Origin of the sequence: Brevundimonas sp., assembly GCF_036963785.1 — a bacterium.
In the GTDB taxonomy this organism is placed as follows: Bacteria; Pseudomonadota; Alphaproteobacteria; order Caulobacterales; family Caulobacteraceae; genus Brevundimonas.
The window spans coordinates 407569-426068 of the sequence record NZ_JBALUS010000002.1 but is presented as its reverse complement, the minus strand read 5'-3'; the positions used below and the strand labels follow the sequence as shown (position 1 = coordinate 426068).

Sequence of the window (18500 nt, the reverse complement as noted above, 5' to 3'; positions counted from 1 at the left end):
TTTCACTCGCGCCCGCCGCGCCCTAGGTGTCGCGCATGAGCGATACACACACAGATGACACCTGGACCGTCGCCGGTCGCACCTTTTCCTCGCGCCTGATCGTCGGCACCGGCAAATATGCCGACTATGCGCAGAACGCCGCGGCGGCCGAGGCGGCGGGGGCGGAGATCGTCACTGTGGCGTTGCGCCGGGTGAACCTGTCGGACCCCAGCCAGCCGATGCTGGTCGATTACGTGAAGCCCGACCGGTTCACCTTTCTGCCGAACACCGCCGGCTGTTTCACCGGCGAGGACGCCGTCCGTACCCTGCGGCTGGCGCGCGAGGCGGGTGGCTGGAACCTGGTCAAGCTGGAGGTTCTGTCGAACACACCACACCTCTATCCCGACATGCCCGAGACGCTTCGCGCGCTGGAGATGCTGGTCAAGGACGGCTTCGACGTCATGGTCTATTGCACCGACGACGTGGTCATGGCCCGCCATCTGGAGGAGGCCGGCGCCGCCGCCATCATGCCCGCCGCCGCCCCCATCGGCTCGGGGCTGGGCATCCAGAACCGCGTCAATGTGCGGCTGATCGTCGAACAGGCCAAGGTGCCGGTGCTGGTCGATGCGGGGGTGGGCACAGCCTCTGACGCCACCATCGCCATGGAACTGGGCTGTGACGCTGTTCTGATGAACACCGCCATCGCCGAGGCGAAGGACCCGATCCGCATGGCGCGCGCCATGAAGCATGCGGTAATCGCGGGGCGCGAGGCCTATCTTGCCGGACGCATGCCCAAGCGCCGCTACGCCAGCGCCTCGTCACCGCTCAGTGGATTGATCTAGCGGGCAGCCGCAATGGCCTGGGCGATGGCCTCGGGGGAATTGCTGGCGCTGGCCCGGCCGTTGACGAAGAAGGTGGGCGTGCCGTCCATACCGACCGCACCGGCTCCGGCCTGAACATCGGCCAGAATGCGGCTGATCGACGGCGCGTTAAGCGCCGCGCCGCCCGGACCGGTGTCGACGCCGTTCTCGGCCAGGATGCGGTCGATGGCTTCGTGGGACAGGGCGCCCTCGGCCATCAGCGCCTGATGAACCGCCAGATACTTGCCCTGGCTGTGGGCGATCAGAGCCGCGCGCGCCGCGTGCTGTGAGACGGTGCTGGTGCCGGCGTCGAGGATCGGCCACTCGCGGAAGACGAAGCGGACGTCGGGGTGGGCCCGCATCAGCTCCATGACGCCGGGCGCCGCCGTCTTGCAGTAGGGGCAGCGGTAATCGAAATATTCGACGACGGTGACCGCCGCGTCAGGAGGGCCGAACACCGGCTCGCCGGGGCCGGGTTCCAGCACCTGCGGCATGGCGGCGATCCCTGCGTTCAGGCGCTCGATCCGCTGGGTCGCGGCCTGCTGGTCGCGGGCCTGAACCATGTCGTCGAGGATCTGGGGATTCTCGACCAGATAGGTCCGAACCCGGGTCTCGAAGCCCCCGCCGAAACTGGCCCAGACCGACAGTCCGAGCGCGATCACAGACACCGCGATGGCGGCCTGCACCCCATGTCGCGCCAGCCAGCCGGGCTGCGGGGCTGGGGGCGGCTGAACGGATTCGGCCTCAGGCGCGGGCTTGCGCGCGGCGCGGCGCTTGGGGGCGGGCGGTGTTTCGGTCATGCGGTCTCTAGTTCACGGGTTCCGGAGGCAGGACCCCTGTTGGGCGCCTTGCCGTCGATTCGTCCAGCACCCGCAGATCATCCATGGTCGCGCCGGACGCCAGGATGATGTCCATCGCGCGCCGCCATTCCATCGACCCGGGCTCCAGCATGTCGCGGGCGCGCAGGGCGAACTGGGTCGCCTGATCGATCTGCCCGACGGCATAGTGGTATTCGGCCGAGGCCAGCCGGGCCTCACCCTCACGGCCCAGTTGGGAATAGGCCTGGCCCAGCAGGCGCCAGGCCATGGGGTTGTCGTGCTCCAGCACCGTGGCCTGTTTCAGCTCGGTGACGGCCCGTTCCAGCTGATCGTCATCGCGCGACTCCAGCAAGGCGTGGCCGAGATTGATCCGCAGCAACGGCGCATCGGGCATCAGGTCGACCGAGCGCTGATGGGCCTCGATCGCCTCGACGGGCCGGCCTTCCTCGAAAAAGATCTGGCCCTTCAGCTCCCAGAAGAAGGGATTTTCGGGCTGTTCCTCGATCAGGGCGTCGACGGCGGCCAGGGCCCGGTCGGTCTGGCCGTCGCGGAACCAGGCGATGGTCCGCGCATAGCGGGCGGCGAGGGAGGTGTCGCTCTCGGGATACAGGCGCAGGGTGATGCCCGGGTGATCCATGAAGGCATGGATCTTGGCGATGACCAGGGCATGCTCCGCCATCCGTTCAGGGCTGTCGACGACGTCGTAATAGGGGGACGACTCGACCGGGCCGCGCAGGTTTTCGATGCGGCGCGAGGACAGGGGGTGGCTGCGGAAATAGGGAAAGCGGCGGGCTTCGGAGAACACTTCCTGCGAGCGGAAATTCTCGAAGAATTCGATCAGGCCCCGGCCGGACAGTCCGGCCGCCTCCAGCGCCCGGGCGGCGGTGATATCGGCCTCGCCCTCCTGGCTCTGCATGTAACGCAGCGCGCCCAGGGTGCCGAAATACTGGCTGGAGGCCACCAGCATGGCGGCGGCGTCCGGGGCCCCGGCCACGGCGGCCAGCGCCCCCAGGGCCATGGTCATAAGGAAGGGCTGCATGCCCGCGTTCTGGACCCCGTCGCGCAGGGTGTGGCGGTTGCGGATGTGACCGCCCTCGTGGGCGATGACACCCAGCAGCTGGTTGGGGTTGTCGGTCTCGAGGATCAGGCCGGTGTTCAACCCCATGATCCGGCCGCGCGTGGCAAAGGCATTCAGCGACGGGTCGTTGACCAGCAGGATGGTCATCTCGTCCGGCTCAAGCCCCATGGCGCTGAACACGGGCGCCGACCAGTCGTGGATGATCCCCTCGATCTCGGTGTCGCGGATGATGCTCTGGGCCTGGGCGTGCGCAGGCAGCGCCAGCAGCGCCGCAATGGCAACGGCCACACCGGTGATGCGGGAAACGGATCGCTTAAGCCAGCTCAAGATACGCTCCTGTCAGACGGCGACCGGCCCGGCCGCCCTTTCCGGGATCGTCATTGGTCGCCGGGCGACAAGGCCAAACAATGGCCGTCCCGCCCGGCGTGACCGGTCGCCGTGATCATCCCCATTTGGGGACGTCAGGTCAAAGGCGCCACCACCCGCGCTTGGGCTTGGGCGGAGGGGCCGTGATCTGGTTCGGGTCGTTGGCCAGGATTTCCTCGACATCGACCGTCTTGCGCGGCGGCGTGGGCTTGCTGGCCGCCACCTCCTGCGGGGCCTCCTCGACGACGGGCTCAGGATCAACCGCAGCCTCCGGCTCGACCGGCTCGACCGGCGTGGGCGGCACGGCCGTCTCGGCCTCGACTTCGACCGGGGTCTCGGCCGGGGACTGCTCGGCCGAGGCTTCGGTGGTGACCTTGCGGCGCACGCGGCGGCGTTTCGGCGCGGGCTCGGCGTCAGCCGCTTCGGTGACCGGCACAGAGGTCTCTGTATCGACCGGAGCGGCCACGGCGGTATCGACCGGCACTTCGTCGATCATGCCTTCATTGGCGGCGCGAGCCTCGGCGCGCGGGCTGGCCTCGTCGGAACCGGTGCGATCCCGACCCCGACCGCGACGACGCCGACGACGGCGGCCTCCGCCCTCGCGTTCGCCTTCGTTCTCGCCGTCATCATTGGCGGGATGGCTGACAGGCTTGTCGGCCTGCGCCGCTCCCGGCTCGTCAGAATCCGTATCGGCATGCGGGTTCAGCGGGTCGAACCAGACATAGGGATCGGTCAGCGAGGGCGTGCGACCGCGAACCCAGTTGAAGCCGTCCCGCTCGCTGTCCTCGCGGACGCGACGTCCGCCCCGACGGCCGCGACGGCGACGGCGGCCACCGTCCTCGCTGTCGTCGTCGGAGACATCCGGGGCCGGCCCGCGCGCGCGGCCCCGCTCGCGCGGTGCCCGCTCTTCCTGGACGCTCTCGTCGCCATCTTCGGACGCGACGTCGAAGTCCTCGTCCTCGTCTTCGTCCTCATAGTCCTCGTCAAAGGCCAGATCGTCGACCGGCATATCGTCCACCGGCAGGGCATCGGCCTCCGGCGCGACGAACTCGGGGTCCGTGGTCAGCCGCTCGACGGCATAGTCACCCGGCGCCAGGCTCTCATCGACCGAGACCATGACCACCACGCCACGCATCCGGGCCATGGTGTCCAGATAGGCGCGCTTGTGGTTGAGGATGTAGAGGGCGGCGGTCAGCGGCACCTTGAGGCCCACCGTGCCGGCGCCGTTCTTGCCGGCCTCGATATCGACGCCGCGCAGCATCATCAGCGCCGCAGACTCGGCCGAACGGATCCGTCCGGCGCCCTGGCAGTGCGGGCAGACCTCGGTGGCGCCCTCGATGACGCCGAGGCGGCGGCGCTGGCGGCTGATTTCCATCAGGCCGAAGTCCGAGATGCGGCCCATCTGGATGCGGGCACGATCCTTGGCCAGCGCATCCTTCATGGTCTTTTCGACAGACCGGTTGTTCTTGGACTCATCCATGTCGATGAAGTCGATGACCACCAGCCCGGCCAGGTCGCGCAGCCGCAGCTGGCGCGCGGCCTCGACGGCGGCTTCCAGATTGGTCTTGTAGGCCGTCTGTTCGACGTTGCGTTCCTTGGTCGCGCGGCCCGAGTTGACGTCGATGGCGACCAGCGCCTCGGTCTGGTTGATCACCAGATAGCCACCGGACTTCAGCGGCACCGTCGGCTGGTGAATCTGGGTCAGCAGATCCTCGATGCCGTGGGCGGCGAACAGCGGCTTGGAGCCCGTGTACAGATGCACCTTCTTGGCGTGGGCGGGCATCAGCACGCGCATGAAGTCGCGCGCCTGCTTCCAGCCCTCATAGCCCTCGACCTGGATGCCGTCGAAATCCTTGTCGAACATGTCGCGCACCGCGCGGCGGACCAGGTTCTCTTCCTCATAGATCAGGCTGGGGGCGTTCGAGCCCAGCGTGGTCTCGCGGATCGTTTCCCACAGGCGCAGCAGATATTCATAGTCGCGCTTGATCTCGGCCTTGGTGCGCTTGGCGCCGGCCGTGCGGATGATCAGGCCCATGCCCTTGGGCACATCCAGCGCCGCCGCTGCGGCCTTCAGGCGCTTGCGGTCCGTGGCCTGGGTAATCTTGCGCGAAATGCCGCCGCCCTTGCCCGTGTTGGGCATCAGCACGCAGTAGCGACCGGCCAGCGACAGCCAGGTGGTCAGGGCCGCGCCCTTGGCGCCGCGCTCGTCCTTGACGACCTGCACCAGCAGGATCTGCCGGCGGCGGATGACGTCCTGGATCTTGTAGCGGCGCATCAGGCGACGCTTCAGACGTTCCTCGTCGGCGAGGCCGCCTTCCGATTCGCCGTCGTCGCTCTCGCGGCCCAGATCGTCGTGCTCGGAGTCGTCATCGGACGACGAATTGGACAGCTCGGCCATGATCGCCTCGCGATCGGCGACCGGGATCTGGTAATAGTCCGGGTGGATTTCGTTGAAGGCCAGAAAGCCGTGGCGATTGCCGCCGTATTCAACGAACGCGGCCTGGAGGCTGGGCTCTACCCGTGTGACCTTGGCCAGATAGATGTTGCCGCGAAGCTGGCGGCGGGCGCGGGATTCAAAGTCGAATTCCTCAACCTGGCGCGCTTCCACGATGGCGACGCGGGTCTCCTCGGCATGGGCCGCGTCGATAAGCATTGTCTTGGACATGAAGGATCTTTCCTGGGCGCGCCGGTCCCCGCCCGTCGGGACGTATCCCGACCGGTCGAGCGGCTCGCCTGAATGAATGAGGGGCATGGACCCGGATGAACCCCGCGCAGACGGTCAGGCCGTCGGCTTTGCGAACAGGTTCGGTATCCAGATTCGAGCGGGTCGAAAGGCCCATGGTCGTGCGTGTTCCTGAAACGCGGCCCGGTGGGTGCCAGACATCCCTTTCGTCGGGGGTCTTTCATCCGTGGGGCCGGTTCCGCCCTGTCGTCCGTCGGTCAGGCCGTGCGGGCGTCAGAAGGGTGGGATCGGGGCTGATGGCCGCACGGCCCGCACGAAACGGGCCGCGACCGCAGCACCCAGACAATAGGCAGCCCGTGCGCGAATTGAAAGCGGCATGGTCTTAACGGAATCCACAGAGGCCTGTGTCAGGGTCGGCGTCACCGTAAATCGGTCCTGTGATTGACTGTGGTTACGACAGAATGCGCGCGACACTGAAATTCGATCTGGCCCGCTGGGGGGCGAGGGAATGGGCCATGACCGCCCTGGCCCTCGTCGTGCTCTGCGCCCTGCTGCTCACCGCCACGCGCGGGCTGGCTCTCGGTGCCGACGGCGATGTCCTGCGGGTGCGTTTCGGCGGGGATGCCCAGCGCACCCGCGTCGTCATCGATCTGGACGCCTCGACGCGCGGCACCCTGGTCGACGCCGGGGGCAGCGGGCAACTGGTGGTCGATCTGGACAATATTCGCGCCGGTCGTGGCCAGAGCGGGCAGGGGATGGGGCTGGTCCGTGCCTATCGCGTTGCCCAGGCCGGCAGTCGCTCGCGGGTCGAACTGGCCCTGGCGTCGGGTGTCGAGATCGAGCGGCGTTTCCTGCTGTCGCCCGGCGACGGCGTTGACCACTATCGCTATGTCATCGATCTGAGGTCCACGGGCGAGGCCTCTGCCGCCGCCGTCCCGCCGCCCCGGGTTGCCGCAGCACCCGCCGCGCGTGGCCGTCGCGGCGACTCGCGCCCCCTGATCGTCATCGACCCCGGTCACGGCGGGCGTGATCCCGGCGCGTCCGGCCAGCAGTCGCGCGAAAGTGCCGTAACGCTTGCCGCCGGGCTGACGCTCAAGGCCGAACTGGAGCGCACGGGCCGCTATCGCGTCCTCATGACCCGCTCGACCGATGTCTATGTCGGACTGCCGCGCCGGGTCGAGATCGCTCGGCAGGCCGGGGCTGACCTGTTCATCAGCCTGCACGCCGATGCCGGGGCCGATCCGGCCACGCGCGGCGCCAGCGTCTATACCCTGTCCGAACAGGGCGCGGGACGGGCCGTGCGCGAGTTCACCGTTCGCGACGACTGGCATCGTGACCTGCACCTGCCCGGTCAGGATCCTTCGGTTGACCGTATCCTGCTGGATATGACCCAGCGCTCGACCCAGAATCGCTCGGCCTGGTTTGCGCGGTCGCTGCTGGGCGAAATCGAGCGCACCGGCCACCCGATGCTGCGGCGCAGCCACCGCGACGCCGGTCTGGCGGTCCTGCTGGCCCCCGATGTCCCGGCCGTGCTGCTGGAGATGGGATTCGTCACCAATCCCGAAGACGAGCGCATCCTGCTGGACGAGCGCCGCCGCCGCGAGCTGATGCGGGGCGTCGTGCGCGGCATTGATGCCTATTTCCAGACGCTGCAAAGTCCGACCCGCTATGCCGGGACGCCACAGGCTGGCGGCACCCCCTGACGGGGCCCCGGCCCGCCCGCGACGCGACAGGCCCTTTCGCGGGGCGGCGACGCGGGCTAAACCCTCGGGACAGGTCCTGTCGGAGTGAGCGGTGAAGATAGCCGAACGTTGGTTCGTGATGGCGGGTATCGGCCTTCTGGGCGCGATTGCCCTGGCCGGGCTGGTGGTCACCGTTTACGCGGCGTGGCTGTTCCATGACCTGCCCGATGCCACGGAACTGTCCGACTACCGGCCGGCGACGGCGACGCGCGTCTATGCCGGTGACGGCACCCTGATCGGCGAGTTTTCCGAGGAACGCCGGATCTATGTGTCCTACGACCAGATTCCGCCGGTGGTGATTCAGGCGTTTCTGGCCGCCGAGGACCGGAACTTCTTCAGCCATGGCGGGGTCGACGTGTCGGGCCTGGGTCGGGCCATGTTCAAGAACGTCTTCAATGTCGTGACCGGGCGCAGGCTTGAGGGGGGATCGACCATCACCCAGCAGGTCGCCAAGAACATCCTGCTGACCAATGAAACCAGCGTGAATCGCAAGCTGAAGGAAGCCATCCTTTCCAGCCGTCTGGAGGCGACCCTCAGCAAGGAACAGATCATCGAGCTGTACCTGAACGAGATTTATCTGGGCTATCGCTCGTATGGCATCGCGTCGGCGGCTTACAACTATTTCGGCAAGTCTCTGGAGCAGCTGACGCCCGAGGAAGCCGCCTTCCTCGCGGCCCTTCCCAAGGGGCCGACCAACTATCACCCCAAACGCTATCCCGAGGCCGCCAAGGCCCGGCGCGACTGGGTTCTCGGCGAAATGGCCGACAACCGCGCCCTGACGCCCCAGGAACTGGCCGCCGCGCGCGCCAAGCCCCTGATTACCCAGGACGCGCCGATGCGGGCCCAGTACCGCGACGCCGACTATTTCGTCGAGGAAGCCCGGCGTCAGGCGATCGCCGAATACGGCGCCCAGGCCATCAACGCGGGCGGCTATTACCTGCGCACCACGCTTGATCCGACCCTGCAGACCGCCGCCCGCGATGCCCTGATGACCGGGCTCGAAGCCTATGACCGTCGTCATGGTTGGCGGGGACCCTGGGGCACGACCGATTTCGCCGAGGGCTGGCAGGAAGAGGCGCGCAAGAAGACCGCACCGCCCGAACGACGGGCGTGGCAGGCCGCAGCGGTCGAGAGCGTTTCGGGCAACACCGTCCGCATCCGTCTGGCCGTCAGTGACGGCGTCGGCGCGCTGGTGCCCGCGGATGCCGCCTGGGCCAATGCCAACAAGCGGCTGCAGCGGGGCGATCTGATCTTTGTCGAGCCGCGCGGCGACCAATTTGCGCTGAAGCAGATTCCGGCCGTCAACGGCGCCCTTGTGGCCATCGATCCCCAGACCGGCCGGGTGCTGGCCATGGTCGGCGGCTATTCCTATGCCCTGTCCAGCTTCAACCGCGCCACCCAGGCCCGGCGCCAGCCCGGCTCGGCCTTCAAGCCCATCGTCTATGCCGCCGCCCTCGAGGGCGACTTCACCCCGGCCTCGATCGTGCTCGACGCGCCGATCAGCTTTGCCGGGGGTCCCAATGGCACGCGCTGGACGCCCGAGAATTACAGCCGCGAGTACTACGGCCCGCAGACCCTGCGGCGCGGGCTGGAGCTGTCGCGCAACGTCATGACCGTCCGGTTGGCCGATCAGGTCGGTATGCGCAAGATCGTCGATCTGGCCGAGACCATGGGTGTGGCCGACGACCTGCCGGCGAACCTGTCGGTGTCGCTGGGCGCCGGTGAGACCACCCCCTATGACCTGACCGCCGCCTATGCCGCCTTCGTCAACGGCGGGCGCCGGATCGAGCCCTATCTGATCGAACTGATCCAGGACCGGAACGGCGAGACGATCTTCAACGCCGAAAGCCGCACCTGCCGCGAGTGCAGCCGGGGCTTCAGCGGCCAGGAGTCGCCGCGCCTCGAGCCGCGCGGCGAACAGGTCATCGATCCCATCACCGCCTATCAGGTCAGTTCCATGCTGGAAGGCGTCATCCAGCGCGGCACCGGCGCCAGTGCCCGCGGCCTCGGCCGCTGGGTCGGGGGCAAGACCGGCACGACCAATGAATACCGCTCGGCCTGGTTCGTCGGCTTTACGACCGACATCGTCGTCGGGGTCTTCATCGGCTTTGACGACAACCGTCCCATGGGTCGGGGCGAGACCGGTGCGGCGACGCCCGTGCCCATCTTCAATGCCTTCATGCAGGAAGCGCTCAAGGAATATCCGGCACGGCCTTTCCTCAAGCCCCGGAATGCCGTCTTCCGCACGGTGAACGGCATCGAGGAAGCCTTCCGTCCCGGTACCGAACGCCGCATTCCTGAGCCCACGCGCGAGCCGGAAACGCCGACAGGGCCCCAGAACTACAACGACATCATCCGGCGCGAGCAGGAAGAGAAGACGCGTCAGGAGGCCACCGCGCCCCCGCCGACCACACCGCCTCCGCCGAAGAAGGAACCGGCAGAGGACTTGAGCGGACTCTACTGACCCTCTAGGTACCAGCCTTGTCGCGCATCCGGCCTCACGGTCGGGTGCGCCTTTTCATCAGATCGCAGGAGTAGGCGATGAGAGCGGATGTCGAGGCCTTGAAGGCTGACATCGAGCAGAGCGTGGCTCTGCTCAGGAGGCGTCTTTGACTGGGATGTCGCCCTACGGAAACTGGATGAGCTGAACGCCCGGGTCGAGGATCCGACCCTTTGGGATGACCCCGCCCAGGCCCAGGCTGTCAGCCGCGAACGCTCGCAGCTGGAAGCCCGGATCGGCACGGTGCGGGAGATGGAGACCGGTCTGGAAGAGGGCATCATGCTCTCCGAAATGGCCGATGAGGAAGGCGATGAGGCCACCTATCAGGAGGCGGTCGCCTCCCTGAAGACCATCAAGGAACGGGCTGCCCGCGCCGAGCTGGAGGCCCTGTTGTCCGGTGAGGCTGACGGCAATGACGCCTATCTGGAAGTGAACTCCGGCGCTGGCGGCACCGAGTCCAACGACTGGGCCGGCATGCTGCTGCGCATGTACTCGCGCTGGGCCAAGGCCCACGGCTATGAAGTCACGATCGAGGCCGAGGAATCCGGCGAGCAGGCCGGAGTCAAGTCGGCCACCATCCTGATCGAAGGCCCCAATGCCTATGGCTGGCTGAAGTCCGAGTCGGGCGTCCACCGGCTGGTCCGCATCAGCCCCTATGACGCGGCGGCCAAGCGGCACACCAGCTTTGCCTCGATCGGGGTCTCGCCGGTGGTCGATGACACGATCGAGATCGACATCAATCCGTCGGATGTGCGGACCGACACCTATCGGGCCTCCGGCGCCGGCGGCCAGCACATCAACAAGACCGACTCGGCCGTGCGTCTGACCCACGTGCCGACCAACACCGTGGTGGCCTGTCAGGCCGGGCGATCCCAACACCAGAACCGCGAACAGGCGTGGAAGATGCTGCGCGCCCGTCTGTACGAGCTGGAACTGCAGAAGCGCGAGGCCGCCGCCCAGGCGCTGGCCGATGCCAAGACCGACATCGGCTGGGGTCACCAGATCCGCAGCTACGTCCTGCAGCCTTATCAGATGGTCAAGGACCTGCGCACCAATGTTGAAACCTCGGACACCGACGGCGTGTTGAACGGTGATCTGGATGCCTTCATGGGCGCGGCGCTGGCCGCCCGGGTGGGCGAGACCCGCGACGGTGCCGACAGCTGATACGAAAAACGGGGCCGAAAGGCCCCGTTTTGGTATCCGTCATGAGGGCCGAATCTAGTTCGACGACATGTCGATCCGTTGCGGCGCTTCCGCCTGCGGCACCGGCTGCGGGGCCTGGGCGGCGACCGCGGGCTGGGCCGACGGACGCGGGGCCGAGGCCGGGGCGGCGTTGCGGCTGCCCTGGATACAGCGGCCCTGGAAATAGGCGCCGATATCGATCGACAGCTGCTCGGCGGTGATGTCGCCGTCGACATAGGCGGTCGAGATCAGCTTGACCTGCTTGCCCGAGACGGCCCCGACGATCCGGCCGCGCACCTCGACATAGTCGGCATTGACGCTGCCCTCGATGGCGCCGGTCTCGCCGACGATCAGCCGGCCGACCTTCACGTCGCCCTTGATCTGGCCGTCAACCTGCAGGTCGCCCGAGCCCGAGGTATTGCCCTCGAACTGCAGGTCCGCCGACAGGGTCGACAGATTGCGTCCCGACGCCTGCGGGGGCGCGGGCTGGCGCGGCTGGGCCGAGGGGGCCTGCGATGACTGCGGGGCCTGGGGGGCCTGCGGCATGTCGGGCAGCGGCGGGATCGACGGCACCGACGACGGCTTGGCGGGGGACTTCGACTTATTGAACAAGATAATCTCCGGCTTTCATGAAGCGGGCTGGATTCTGGGCGCGGCCGTTCATCCAGACCTCATAGTGCAGGTGCACACCGGTCGACCGTCCGGTCGAACCCATGGCCCCGATTCTTTGACCCAGCGCGACCCGCTGCCCGATTTGAACGGACGCCGAGTTGAGATGGGCATAGCGCGTCTTGAAACCGCCCCCGTGGTCTATCTCAACGGTGTTGCCATACCCTGAACGCACGCCAACAAAAGACACCACCCCCGGCGCCGTCGAATAGATGGCCGTGTTCAGCGGCGCGGCAAAGTCCTGGCCCTGGTGCAGGGCAGGGCGGCCGTTGAACGGGTCAAAGCGCACGCCAAAGCCCGAGGTCGTGCGGGCCTGGGTCGGCCGGGCAAAGGGCAGACCCTCGGACGCGTCGGTCAGGGCGCGCATGTCGCCGAGATTGCTGGTGGCGCTGAGGATGCGGGCGGCGAACGGCTCATCGACATCCAGAATGGCGGCCAGCGCGCTGGGGTCATCCGCCTGGATCAGCGGCCCGCCCAGCGACGTGCCCTGTCCGATGTAGGCGGCGGGGTTCAGCCCGGCCAGCCGGAAGGCCAGCCGCAGCCGCTCGGCCCGCGTTTCAGCGAACTGTTCGGCCCGGGCGATCAGACGCTCCTGATCCATACGGACGGCAGCCATGCGCTCGATCGGCGTGCGGCTGTCGGAGTCGCTCATGACGACCGGCTGCAGCTCCAGCTCGGCCCCGTCCACGCCGCGGAAGGTGCCCATCACCTGGGTCAGGGCGGCGTGGCGCCGCTCGACCATCTGCGCCATTTCCTCCAGCGAGCCGGTGCTGGCGGTCATCCGCACCACGGCGGTCTCGAGGCGGGCCTGCAGGTCGGCATTGACGCGTTCGGAGGTGGCACGGGCCTGGGCCACGGCCCGTTCCGCCTGGCTGACGCCGATCATGTCTATAATAAAGCCGCAGCTGGCGATCGCACCCCAGCCGACCAGTCCCACGGCCATCGCGCCCATCAGGATCTGGCGTCGGGCTGTCAGGGCGTAGGCCTGAACCTCATCGCCCGTGCGGAGATAGATATATCGGACAGGAAACCACCGCTGGAGCCATCCTGGCCGGGCTGAATTCGCTTCGTCGCGCATACGCTACACCCCCGAACGCACGCTTTATGCGCCAGCGACCGTGGAGCTTCAACCCCGTTAGGGAAGCATTAACCCTCTTTGGAATCGTATTCGGAGAATAACGACGGTTGGCTAACCCGGTTTTCGCCTCATGAGGGTATCCGCGAATCTGGAACTCGGGGAATGGGTGTCAGATACCGTACAGTTGATCGGACAACGGACGGCCTGCGAATCTACATATCGCGCACGGCTTGCAGAACCTCGTCGGCGTGGCCCTTGACCTTCACCCGGGGCCACTGCCTGCGCACCACGCCCTGGGCGTCGACCAGGAAGGTGGCGCGCTCGATGCCCATATAGGTCCGGCCATACATCGACTTCTCGACCCAGGTGCCGAAGGCGGCGCAGACGCTTTCGTCCTCGTCCGAGGCCAGGGTGACGGTCAGGTCGTGCTTGGCCTTGAAGTTCGACAGCTTCTTCACCGTGTCTTTCGACACGCCGATCACCCGGGCGCCCGCGGCGGCAAACTCGTCCATCAGGGCCGAGAAGTCCTTGCCCTCGGTCGTGCAGCCGGGCGTGTCCGCCTTGGGATAGAAGTAGAGCACATAGGGTTTCCCCTTCAGCGCGCTGTCGCTGACCCGGTCTCCGTCCGCCGTCGGCATGTCGAACGCCGGAACGGGTTTGCCTTCAAGTGTCATCTTCACTCCTATCTCCGCTCATCCCCGCGGACGCGGGGACCCAGTTCGATACATCCGAGAGGTCTCCGAGACGAACCTCATCATACAAGTCCCGCCATTCCGGATTGACGCTCTCGATCAGGTCTAGCTTCCAGGCGCGGTTCCACTTCTTGATCTGGCGCTCGCGTCGGAAGGCCGCTTCCCGTGTCTCGTGCCGCTCGAGCCAGACGAGTGTCTGGACACCATATCTCGCGGTAAAACCCCCGAGCGCCTTGGTCCTGTGCTGGCCGACACGTGTGATCAGATCGTCGGTCGAGCCGGTGTAAAGGGTGCCGTTCCGGCGGCTGGCCAGAATGTAGGTGAAGAAGGTCATCGTCTTGTCCTTCCAGATCTGGGTCCCCGCGTCCGCGGGGATGAGCGGATTTTAGGTTAGCTTTGCCCTGAGACGCGTCTTCTTGCCCTTTGCCAGTTCCAGTTCACCGTCCGCCCCAAAGTCCGAGAGCGACAACACCTGCTCGGCATCGGCGACCTTGGTGCCATTGATCCGGATTCCCCCGCCCATGATCTCGCGGCGGGCCGCATTTCGCGAAGGGACCACTTCCGACATGATCAGTATCGATGTGGTGGTCACGGCTCCCTCCAACACCTGTTGCCGGTCGACCGTGAACGTCGGCATGTCTTCTGACAACTGCCCCTTCTCAAACGCGCTCTCGGCGGCCTGGCGGGCGGTCGCGGCCGCCTCTTCGCCGTGCAGCATGGTGGTCGCCGCATCGGCCAGGGCCTTCTTGGCGTCATTGATGGCCGCCCCGTCCAGCGCTTCCAGCCGCGTGATCTCGTCCAGAGGCAGGTCGGTGAACAGGCGCAGGAATTTGCCGACGTCGGCGTCGTCCACATTCCGCCAGAACTGCCAGTAGTCGTACGGGCTCAGCTGTTCGGCGTTCAGCCAGACGGCGCCCTGGGCGGTCTTGCCCATCTTGCCGCCCGAGGCCGTGGTCAGCAGCGGCGTGGTCAGGCCGAACGCCGACTTCTGGTCCACGCGCCGCACCAGATCGACGCCCGAGGTGATGTTCCCCCACTGGTCCGAGCCGCCCATCTGCAGCGTGACGCCCAGCCGCCGGTTCAGCTCGAGGAAGTCCACCGACTGCATCAGCATGTAGTTGAACTCGAGGAAGGTCATCGGCTGTTCGCGTTCCAGCCGCAGCTTGACCGAGTCGAAGGCCAGCATCCGGTTGACCGTGAAATGGGTGCCGTAATCCCTCAGGAACTGGATGTAGCCATAGGTCGACAGCCATTCGTTATTGTCGATCATGACCGCGTCGGTCGGCCCGTCGCCGAAGGTCAGGAATTTCTCGAACACCGTGCGGATCGAGGCGATGTTCGACTGGATCGTCTCGTCGGTCAGCTGGGGCCGCGAGGCATCCTTGCCGGTCGGATCGCCGACCTTGGTCGTGCCGCCGCCCATGACCACCACGGGCCGGTGCCCCGCCTGCTGCAGCCGACGCAGCATCATGATCTGGATCAGGCTGCCGACGTGCAGGCTGGGCGCCGTCGCATCAAAGCCGATATAGCCCGACACCACCCCGCCGGCCGCCGCCGCATCCAGTTCGTCCGGATGGGTGATCTGGTGGATGTAGCCGCGATCGCGCAGCGTCTTGAGGAAGTCGGACTTGAAGGCTGGCTCGGTCATGGCGGCTCCGTTAGCAGGGAAGCCGGCGTGCGTCTCGGGGTTTGCGCGCCGGGGAGGGCGGCGCAGGGGTTCGCTGGCCGCTCGTCAGGTCGAGGGGCGATAATACAGGCCGAAACGTGTGACACGGGCGAACATGGGTGTCCGGTAGCCGGGATAGTTGACCGACGTCAAGCGTGCGCTATCGAAGGTGGATGCGCGTGCTCCTGACGCCCCACCCGAAAACCCTGTGGCCCCCCGTCCAACTCCTCGAGGTCGAGATTGGCCGCAGGGGCGATCAACTGTTTCTGCAATATGGATTGCAGGGCGATCTGGACCGCGTTCGATGGCCGGAACGCGCACCGGCGTCCCGAACCGATGGCTTGTGGAAGCACACCTGCTTTGAGGCCTTCGTCAGCGTTGGATCCGCCTACTATGAGTTCAACCTGACCACATCGGGACAATGGGCATCCTATCGGTTTGACGGTTACCGTCAGGGCATGGCACCGGCCGAGCAGGAGGCTGCATTGGTCGTGCTGGAGGGGCGCTCCGACTACAGGGACATTGGAGGTCTTTTTGACCTGCCCGCAGGAGCGGACCGTCTGGCCGTGTCCGCCGTCATTGAAGATGTGGACGGGGGCCTGTCCTACTGGGCTTTCCACCATCCGCCCGGTAAGCCGGACTTTCACCATCCCGACTCGTTTGCCCTGATCGTGCCGCCCCCGGAGCTCACATGAAGACCGGTCTCGACCGCCTGCTGTCCGAAGCGGCGCTGCGTAGCCCGCTGAAGGGCCGTCGCGTGGCCTTGCTGGCCCATCCGGCCTCGGTGACCGAGGACCTGACGCATGCGATCGATGCCCTGGTCGCCTGCCCGGACATCGACATCACCGCCGCCTTCGGTCCCCAGCACGGCATGAAGGGCGACCTGCAGGACAATATGATGGAGAGCCCGGACTATCGCGATCCCGTCCACGGCTTTCCCGTCTTCAGCCTGTATGGCGAGGTCCGCCGTCCCAAGGACGAATGGATGGACACCTTCGACGTCATCCTGATCGACCTTCAGGACCTCGGCTGTCGCATCTACACCTATGTGACGACCCTGCTTTACGTGCTGGAGGCCGCACAGGCGCACGGCAAGACGGTCTGGGTTCTGGACCGCCCCAACCCCGCCGGTCGCCCGGTCGAGGGCACCCTGCTGCAACCCGGCTATGAGAGCTTTGTCGGCGCCGGTCCCATGCCCATGCGCCACGGCCTGACCATGGGCGAGCTGGGCCACTGGTTCATCGACCACTTCGGGCTGTCGGTCGACTACCGCGTCATCGAAATGCAGGGCTATGCCATCGACGCGGCCCCGGGCTACGGCTGGCCGCTGCTGGAGCGGGCGTGGGTCAATCCCAGCCCCAATGCCCCGACGCTCGGCATGGCCCGCGCCTATGCCGGCACCGTCATGCTGGAAGGCGCGACCCTGTCCGAAGGGCGCGGCACCACCCGCCCGCTGGAACTGTTCGGCGCGCCCGACATCGATGCCCGCGCTGTGATCGCCGAAATGCAGCGTCTGGCCCCCCACTGGCTGACGGGTTGTGCCCTCCGCGAAATGTGGTTTCAGCCGACCTTCCACAAACACGTGGGCCAGCTGTGCCACGGCGTGCAGATTCATGCGGAAGGCCCGCACTATGACCACGCGGCCTTCCGCCCCTGGCGGGTTCAGGCCCTGGGCTTCAAGGCCATCCGCGCCCTTTATCCCGACTACGACCTGTGGCGCGACTTCCCCTACGAATACGCCTTCGGCAAACTGCCCATCGATGTGATCAACGGTGGCCCGTCGCTGAGGGAGTGGGTCGACGACGCCGCGGCCGTTCCGGCCGACCTCGACGCCCTCGCCACCTCGGACGAGCACGCGTGGGAAGACACCCGCAGGCCGTTCCTGATCTATTAGAACACCGTGGCCTGCAGTCTGGCGCTCCGGCCGCTGCCGACTAGCTGTCCCGGCTGCCTTGCTTCTGGATCAGCGCATAGACCCGCTGGGCGTCTGCAATCGCAATGAGCTGCGGCGTGGGATCCAGAGAGGGGGTCCAGATCGATATCTGCACCCAGGGGCTGGTCGACTGCCCGAGGACGATCGTGCCCCGGCCGGCCCCGCGCGGCTTGAGCTTGACGGTCGGCAAGCGCTTCAGGGCGATGGCGGTGAAGTCCCCGAACGGACCCTCGCGGTTGATGATCACCCGCTCAGTCGTCACCGCATAGCTCGTATTGGCCCGCACGAAGGCATCCAGAGCGAAACGTCCGACCATGACGCCGAGCCCGACGACCAGGAAAAGCATCCCGACGAGCAGAAACTCCATGGGGGCGCCGGTCGATACGACACCGAACAACCAGACGCAGACAAAGCCCAGCCAGAAAATGCTGAAGGGGATCAGCAGGATGTCCCGGCTGGTGAACAGGACGCCCTGCGCAGGCTTTCCGGCCCAGAGGATGGACTCCCCGGGGCCCAGATGCGCGCGAAACTGGTCGGCCTCGCGGCTCACGCCGGCCGTTCTTCCAGTCGCTTGTCGAGATAGGCCGCGACGCGACGGTCGACGGCGTCGATATGGTCCTGCCAGAAGTGGGTGGCCCCGTCCTCCAGCTCATAGTCGATGACGATGCCCTTCTGGGTGCGCAGCTTGTTGACCACGCGCTCGACCTCGACCGGCGGCACGATGGTGTCGGCCGTCCCGTGCAGGAACAGGCCGGAGGCCGGGCAGGGGGCCAGGAAGCTGAAATCATAGATGTTGGACGGCGGCGACACCGAGATGAAGCCGTCGGTCTCGGGGCGGCGCATCAGCAGTTGCATGCCGATGTAGGCGCCGAACTGATAGCCGGCGACCCAGGTCTGGCTGGCGGCGGGGTTTTCGGCCTGCAGCCAGTCGAGCGCGGTGGCGGCATCCGCCAGCTCGCCGATGCCCGAGTCGAACTCGCCCTGCGACTTGCCGACGCCCCGGCTGTTGTAGCGCAGGGTGGCAAAACCCCGCTGCTGGAACAGCTGGAACAGCGTCACCACCACCGGATTGTTCATATGGCCGGCGGCCTTGGGGTGCGGATGCAGGATCAGCGCGATCGGGGCATCGGGGCGCTTGCCGGGAGAATAGCGGGCTTCGAGACGACCGGAGGCACCCGGCAAAATCACTTCAGGCATGTGTCTTCAAACCATCCGGTTCAAAAGGTCACAGCAGGCCGAGGAATACTTGACTGC

Annotated in this window: 16 protein-coding genes; 6 read left to right on the top strand and 10 right to left on the bottom strand. The window is 66.7% G+C overall.

Annotation, left to right across the window (positions count from 1 at the left end):
- Nucleotides 1-35 precede the first annotated feature (35 nt).
- The gene (locus tag V7672_RS05715) at nucleotides 36-821 is read left to right on the top strand and encodes a HisA/HisF-related TIM barrel protein (protein WP_335623631.1); all 786 of its coding nucleotides are present in this window, start codon (nucleotides 36-38) and stop codon (nucleotides 819-821) included.
- Here the strand turns inward: V7672_RS05715 and V7672_RS05710 are convergent.
- The 3 genes from V7672_RS05710 to V7672_RS05700 form a co-directional block, all read right to left on the bottom strand.
- Nucleotides 818-1639, bottom strand: a complete 822-nt coding sequence (locus V7672_RS05710) for a DsbA family protein (RefSeq protein ID WP_335623630.1) — start codon at nucleotides 1637-1639, stop codon at nucleotides 818-820. The two genes, V7672_RS05715 and V7672_RS05710, sit on opposite strands and share 4 nt — an antisense overlap.
- Before the next feature lie 7 nt (nucleotides 1640-1646).
- On the bottom strand, nucleotides 1647-3062 hold the full coding sequence (locus V7672_RS05705) for a M48 family metalloprotease (RefSeq protein WP_335623629.1): 1416 nt from the start codon (nucleotides 3060-3062) through the stop codon (nucleotides 1647-1649).
- A gap of 139 nt (nucleotides 3063-3201) precedes the next feature.
- Nucleotides 3202-5766 (bottom strand): Rne/Rng family ribonuclease, encoded by a 2565-nt coding sequence (locus tag V7672_RS05700; RefSeq protein WP_335623628.1) that lies wholly within the window; start codon nucleotides 5764-5766, stop codon nucleotides 3202-3204.
- A 479-nt stretch (nucleotides 5767-6245) separates the two neighbouring features.
- On the opposite strand from V7672_RS05700, the gene V7672_RS05695 reads away from it, so the two are divergent.
- The 3 genes from V7672_RS05695 (at nucleotide 6246) to prfB (ending at nucleotide 11190) form a co-directional block, all read left to right on the top strand.
- Nucleotides 6246-7487 carry an N-acetylmuramoyl-L-alanine amidase gene (locus V7672_RS05695; RefSeq protein WP_335623627.1) on the top strand — a complete coding sequence of 414 codons (1242 nt, stop codon included), beginning with the start codon at nucleotides 6246-6248 and terminating at the stop codon, nucleotides 7485-7487.
- Between the two features lie 118 nt (nucleotides 7488-7605).
- On the top strand, nucleotides 7606-9990 hold the full coding sequence (locus tag V7672_RS05690) for a penicillin-binding protein 1A (protein ID WP_442888992.1): 2385 nt from the start codon (nucleotides 7606-7608) through the stop codon (nucleotides 9988-9990).
- A 77-nt stretch (nucleotides 9991-10067) separates the two neighbouring features.
- Nucleotides 10068-11190, top strand: a protein-coding gene (gene prfB, locus V7672_RS05685; protein ID WP_335623625.1) for a peptide chain release factor 2 whose coding sequence is annotated in 2 segments (ribosomal slippage) — nucleotides 10068-10136 and nucleotides 10138-11190 — 1122 coding nt in all. Because the reading frame shifts where the segments join, the coding sequence is not laid out codon by codon here.
- A 54-nt stretch (nucleotides 11191-11244) separates the two neighbouring features.
- On the opposite strand, the gene V7672_RS05680 is transcribed toward prfB, so the two are convergent.
- The 5 genes from V7672_RS05680 to tyrS form a co-directional block, all read right to left on the bottom strand.
- The gene (locus V7672_RS05680; protein WP_335623624.1) at nucleotides 11245-11820 is read right to left on the bottom strand and encodes a bactofilin family protein; all 576 of its coding nucleotides are present in this window, start codon (nucleotides 11818-11820) and stop codon (nucleotides 11245-11247) included.
- The gene (locus V7672_RS05675) at nucleotides 11810-12955 is read right to left on the bottom strand and encodes a peptidoglycan DD-metalloendopeptidase family protein (protein ID WP_335623623.1); all 1146 of its coding nucleotides are present in this window, start codon (nucleotides 12953-12955) and stop codon (nucleotides 11810-11812) included. Before V7672_RS05675 ends, V7672_RS05680 begins: the two co-directional genes overlap by 11 nt.
- A gap of 212 nt (nucleotides 12956-13167) precedes the next feature.
- On the bottom strand, nucleotides 13168-13629 hold the full coding sequence (gene bcp, locus V7672_RS05670; RefSeq protein ID WP_335623817.1) for a thioredoxin-dependent thiol peroxidase: 462 nt from the start codon (nucleotides 13627-13629) through the stop codon (nucleotides 13168-13170).
- Complete coding sequence (locus tag V7672_RS05665) at nucleotides 13619-13981, bottom strand: GIY-YIG nuclease family protein (protein ID WP_335623622.1); 363 nt, start codon at nucleotides 13979-13981, stop codon at nucleotides 13619-13621. Before V7672_RS05665 ends, bcp begins: the two co-directional genes overlap by 11 nt.
- A 51-nt stretch (nucleotides 13982-14032) precedes the next feature.
- Nucleotides 14033-15295, bottom strand: a complete 1263-nt coding sequence (tyrS, locus tag V7672_RS05660) for a tyrosine--tRNA ligase (RefSeq protein WP_335623621.1) — start codon at nucleotides 15293-15295, stop codon at nucleotides 14033-14035.
- Between the two features lie 197 nt (nucleotides 15296-15492).
- Here tyrS and V7672_RS05655 point away from each other — a divergent pair, with 197 nt between their 5' ends.
- Entirely contained in the window at nucleotides 15493-16008 is a 516-nt protein-coding gene (locus V7672_RS05655) for a DOMON-like domain-containing protein (RefSeq protein WP_335623620.1), read from the top strand.
- Complete coding sequence (locus V7672_RS05650) at nucleotides 16005-17207, top strand: exo-beta-N-acetylmuramidase NamZ family protein (RefSeq protein ID WP_335623619.1); 1203 nt, start codon at nucleotides 16005-16007, stop codon at nucleotides 17205-17207. The genes V7672_RS05655 and V7672_RS05650 overlap by 4 nt, the downstream gene beginning before the upstream one ends.
- A gap of 40 nt (nucleotides 17208-17247) precedes the next feature.
- Here the strand turns inward: V7672_RS05650 and V7672_RS05645 are convergent, their stop codons facing one another.
- Together V7672_RS05645 and V7672_RS05640 are read right to left on the bottom strand one after the other, a co-directional pair.
- Nucleotides 17248-17796, bottom strand: a complete 549-nt coding sequence (locus V7672_RS05645) for a hypothetical protein (RefSeq protein WP_335623618.1) — start codon at nucleotides 17794-17796, stop codon at nucleotides 17248-17250.
- Nucleotides 17793-18443, bottom strand: coding sequence for an alpha/beta hydrolase (locus V7672_RS05640; protein WP_335623617.1), 651 nt, complete (start codon nucleotides 18441-18443; stop codon nucleotides 17793-17795). Before V7672_RS05640 ends, V7672_RS05645 begins: the two co-directional genes overlap by 4 nt.
- Nucleotides 18444-18500 lie beyond the last annotated feature (57 nt).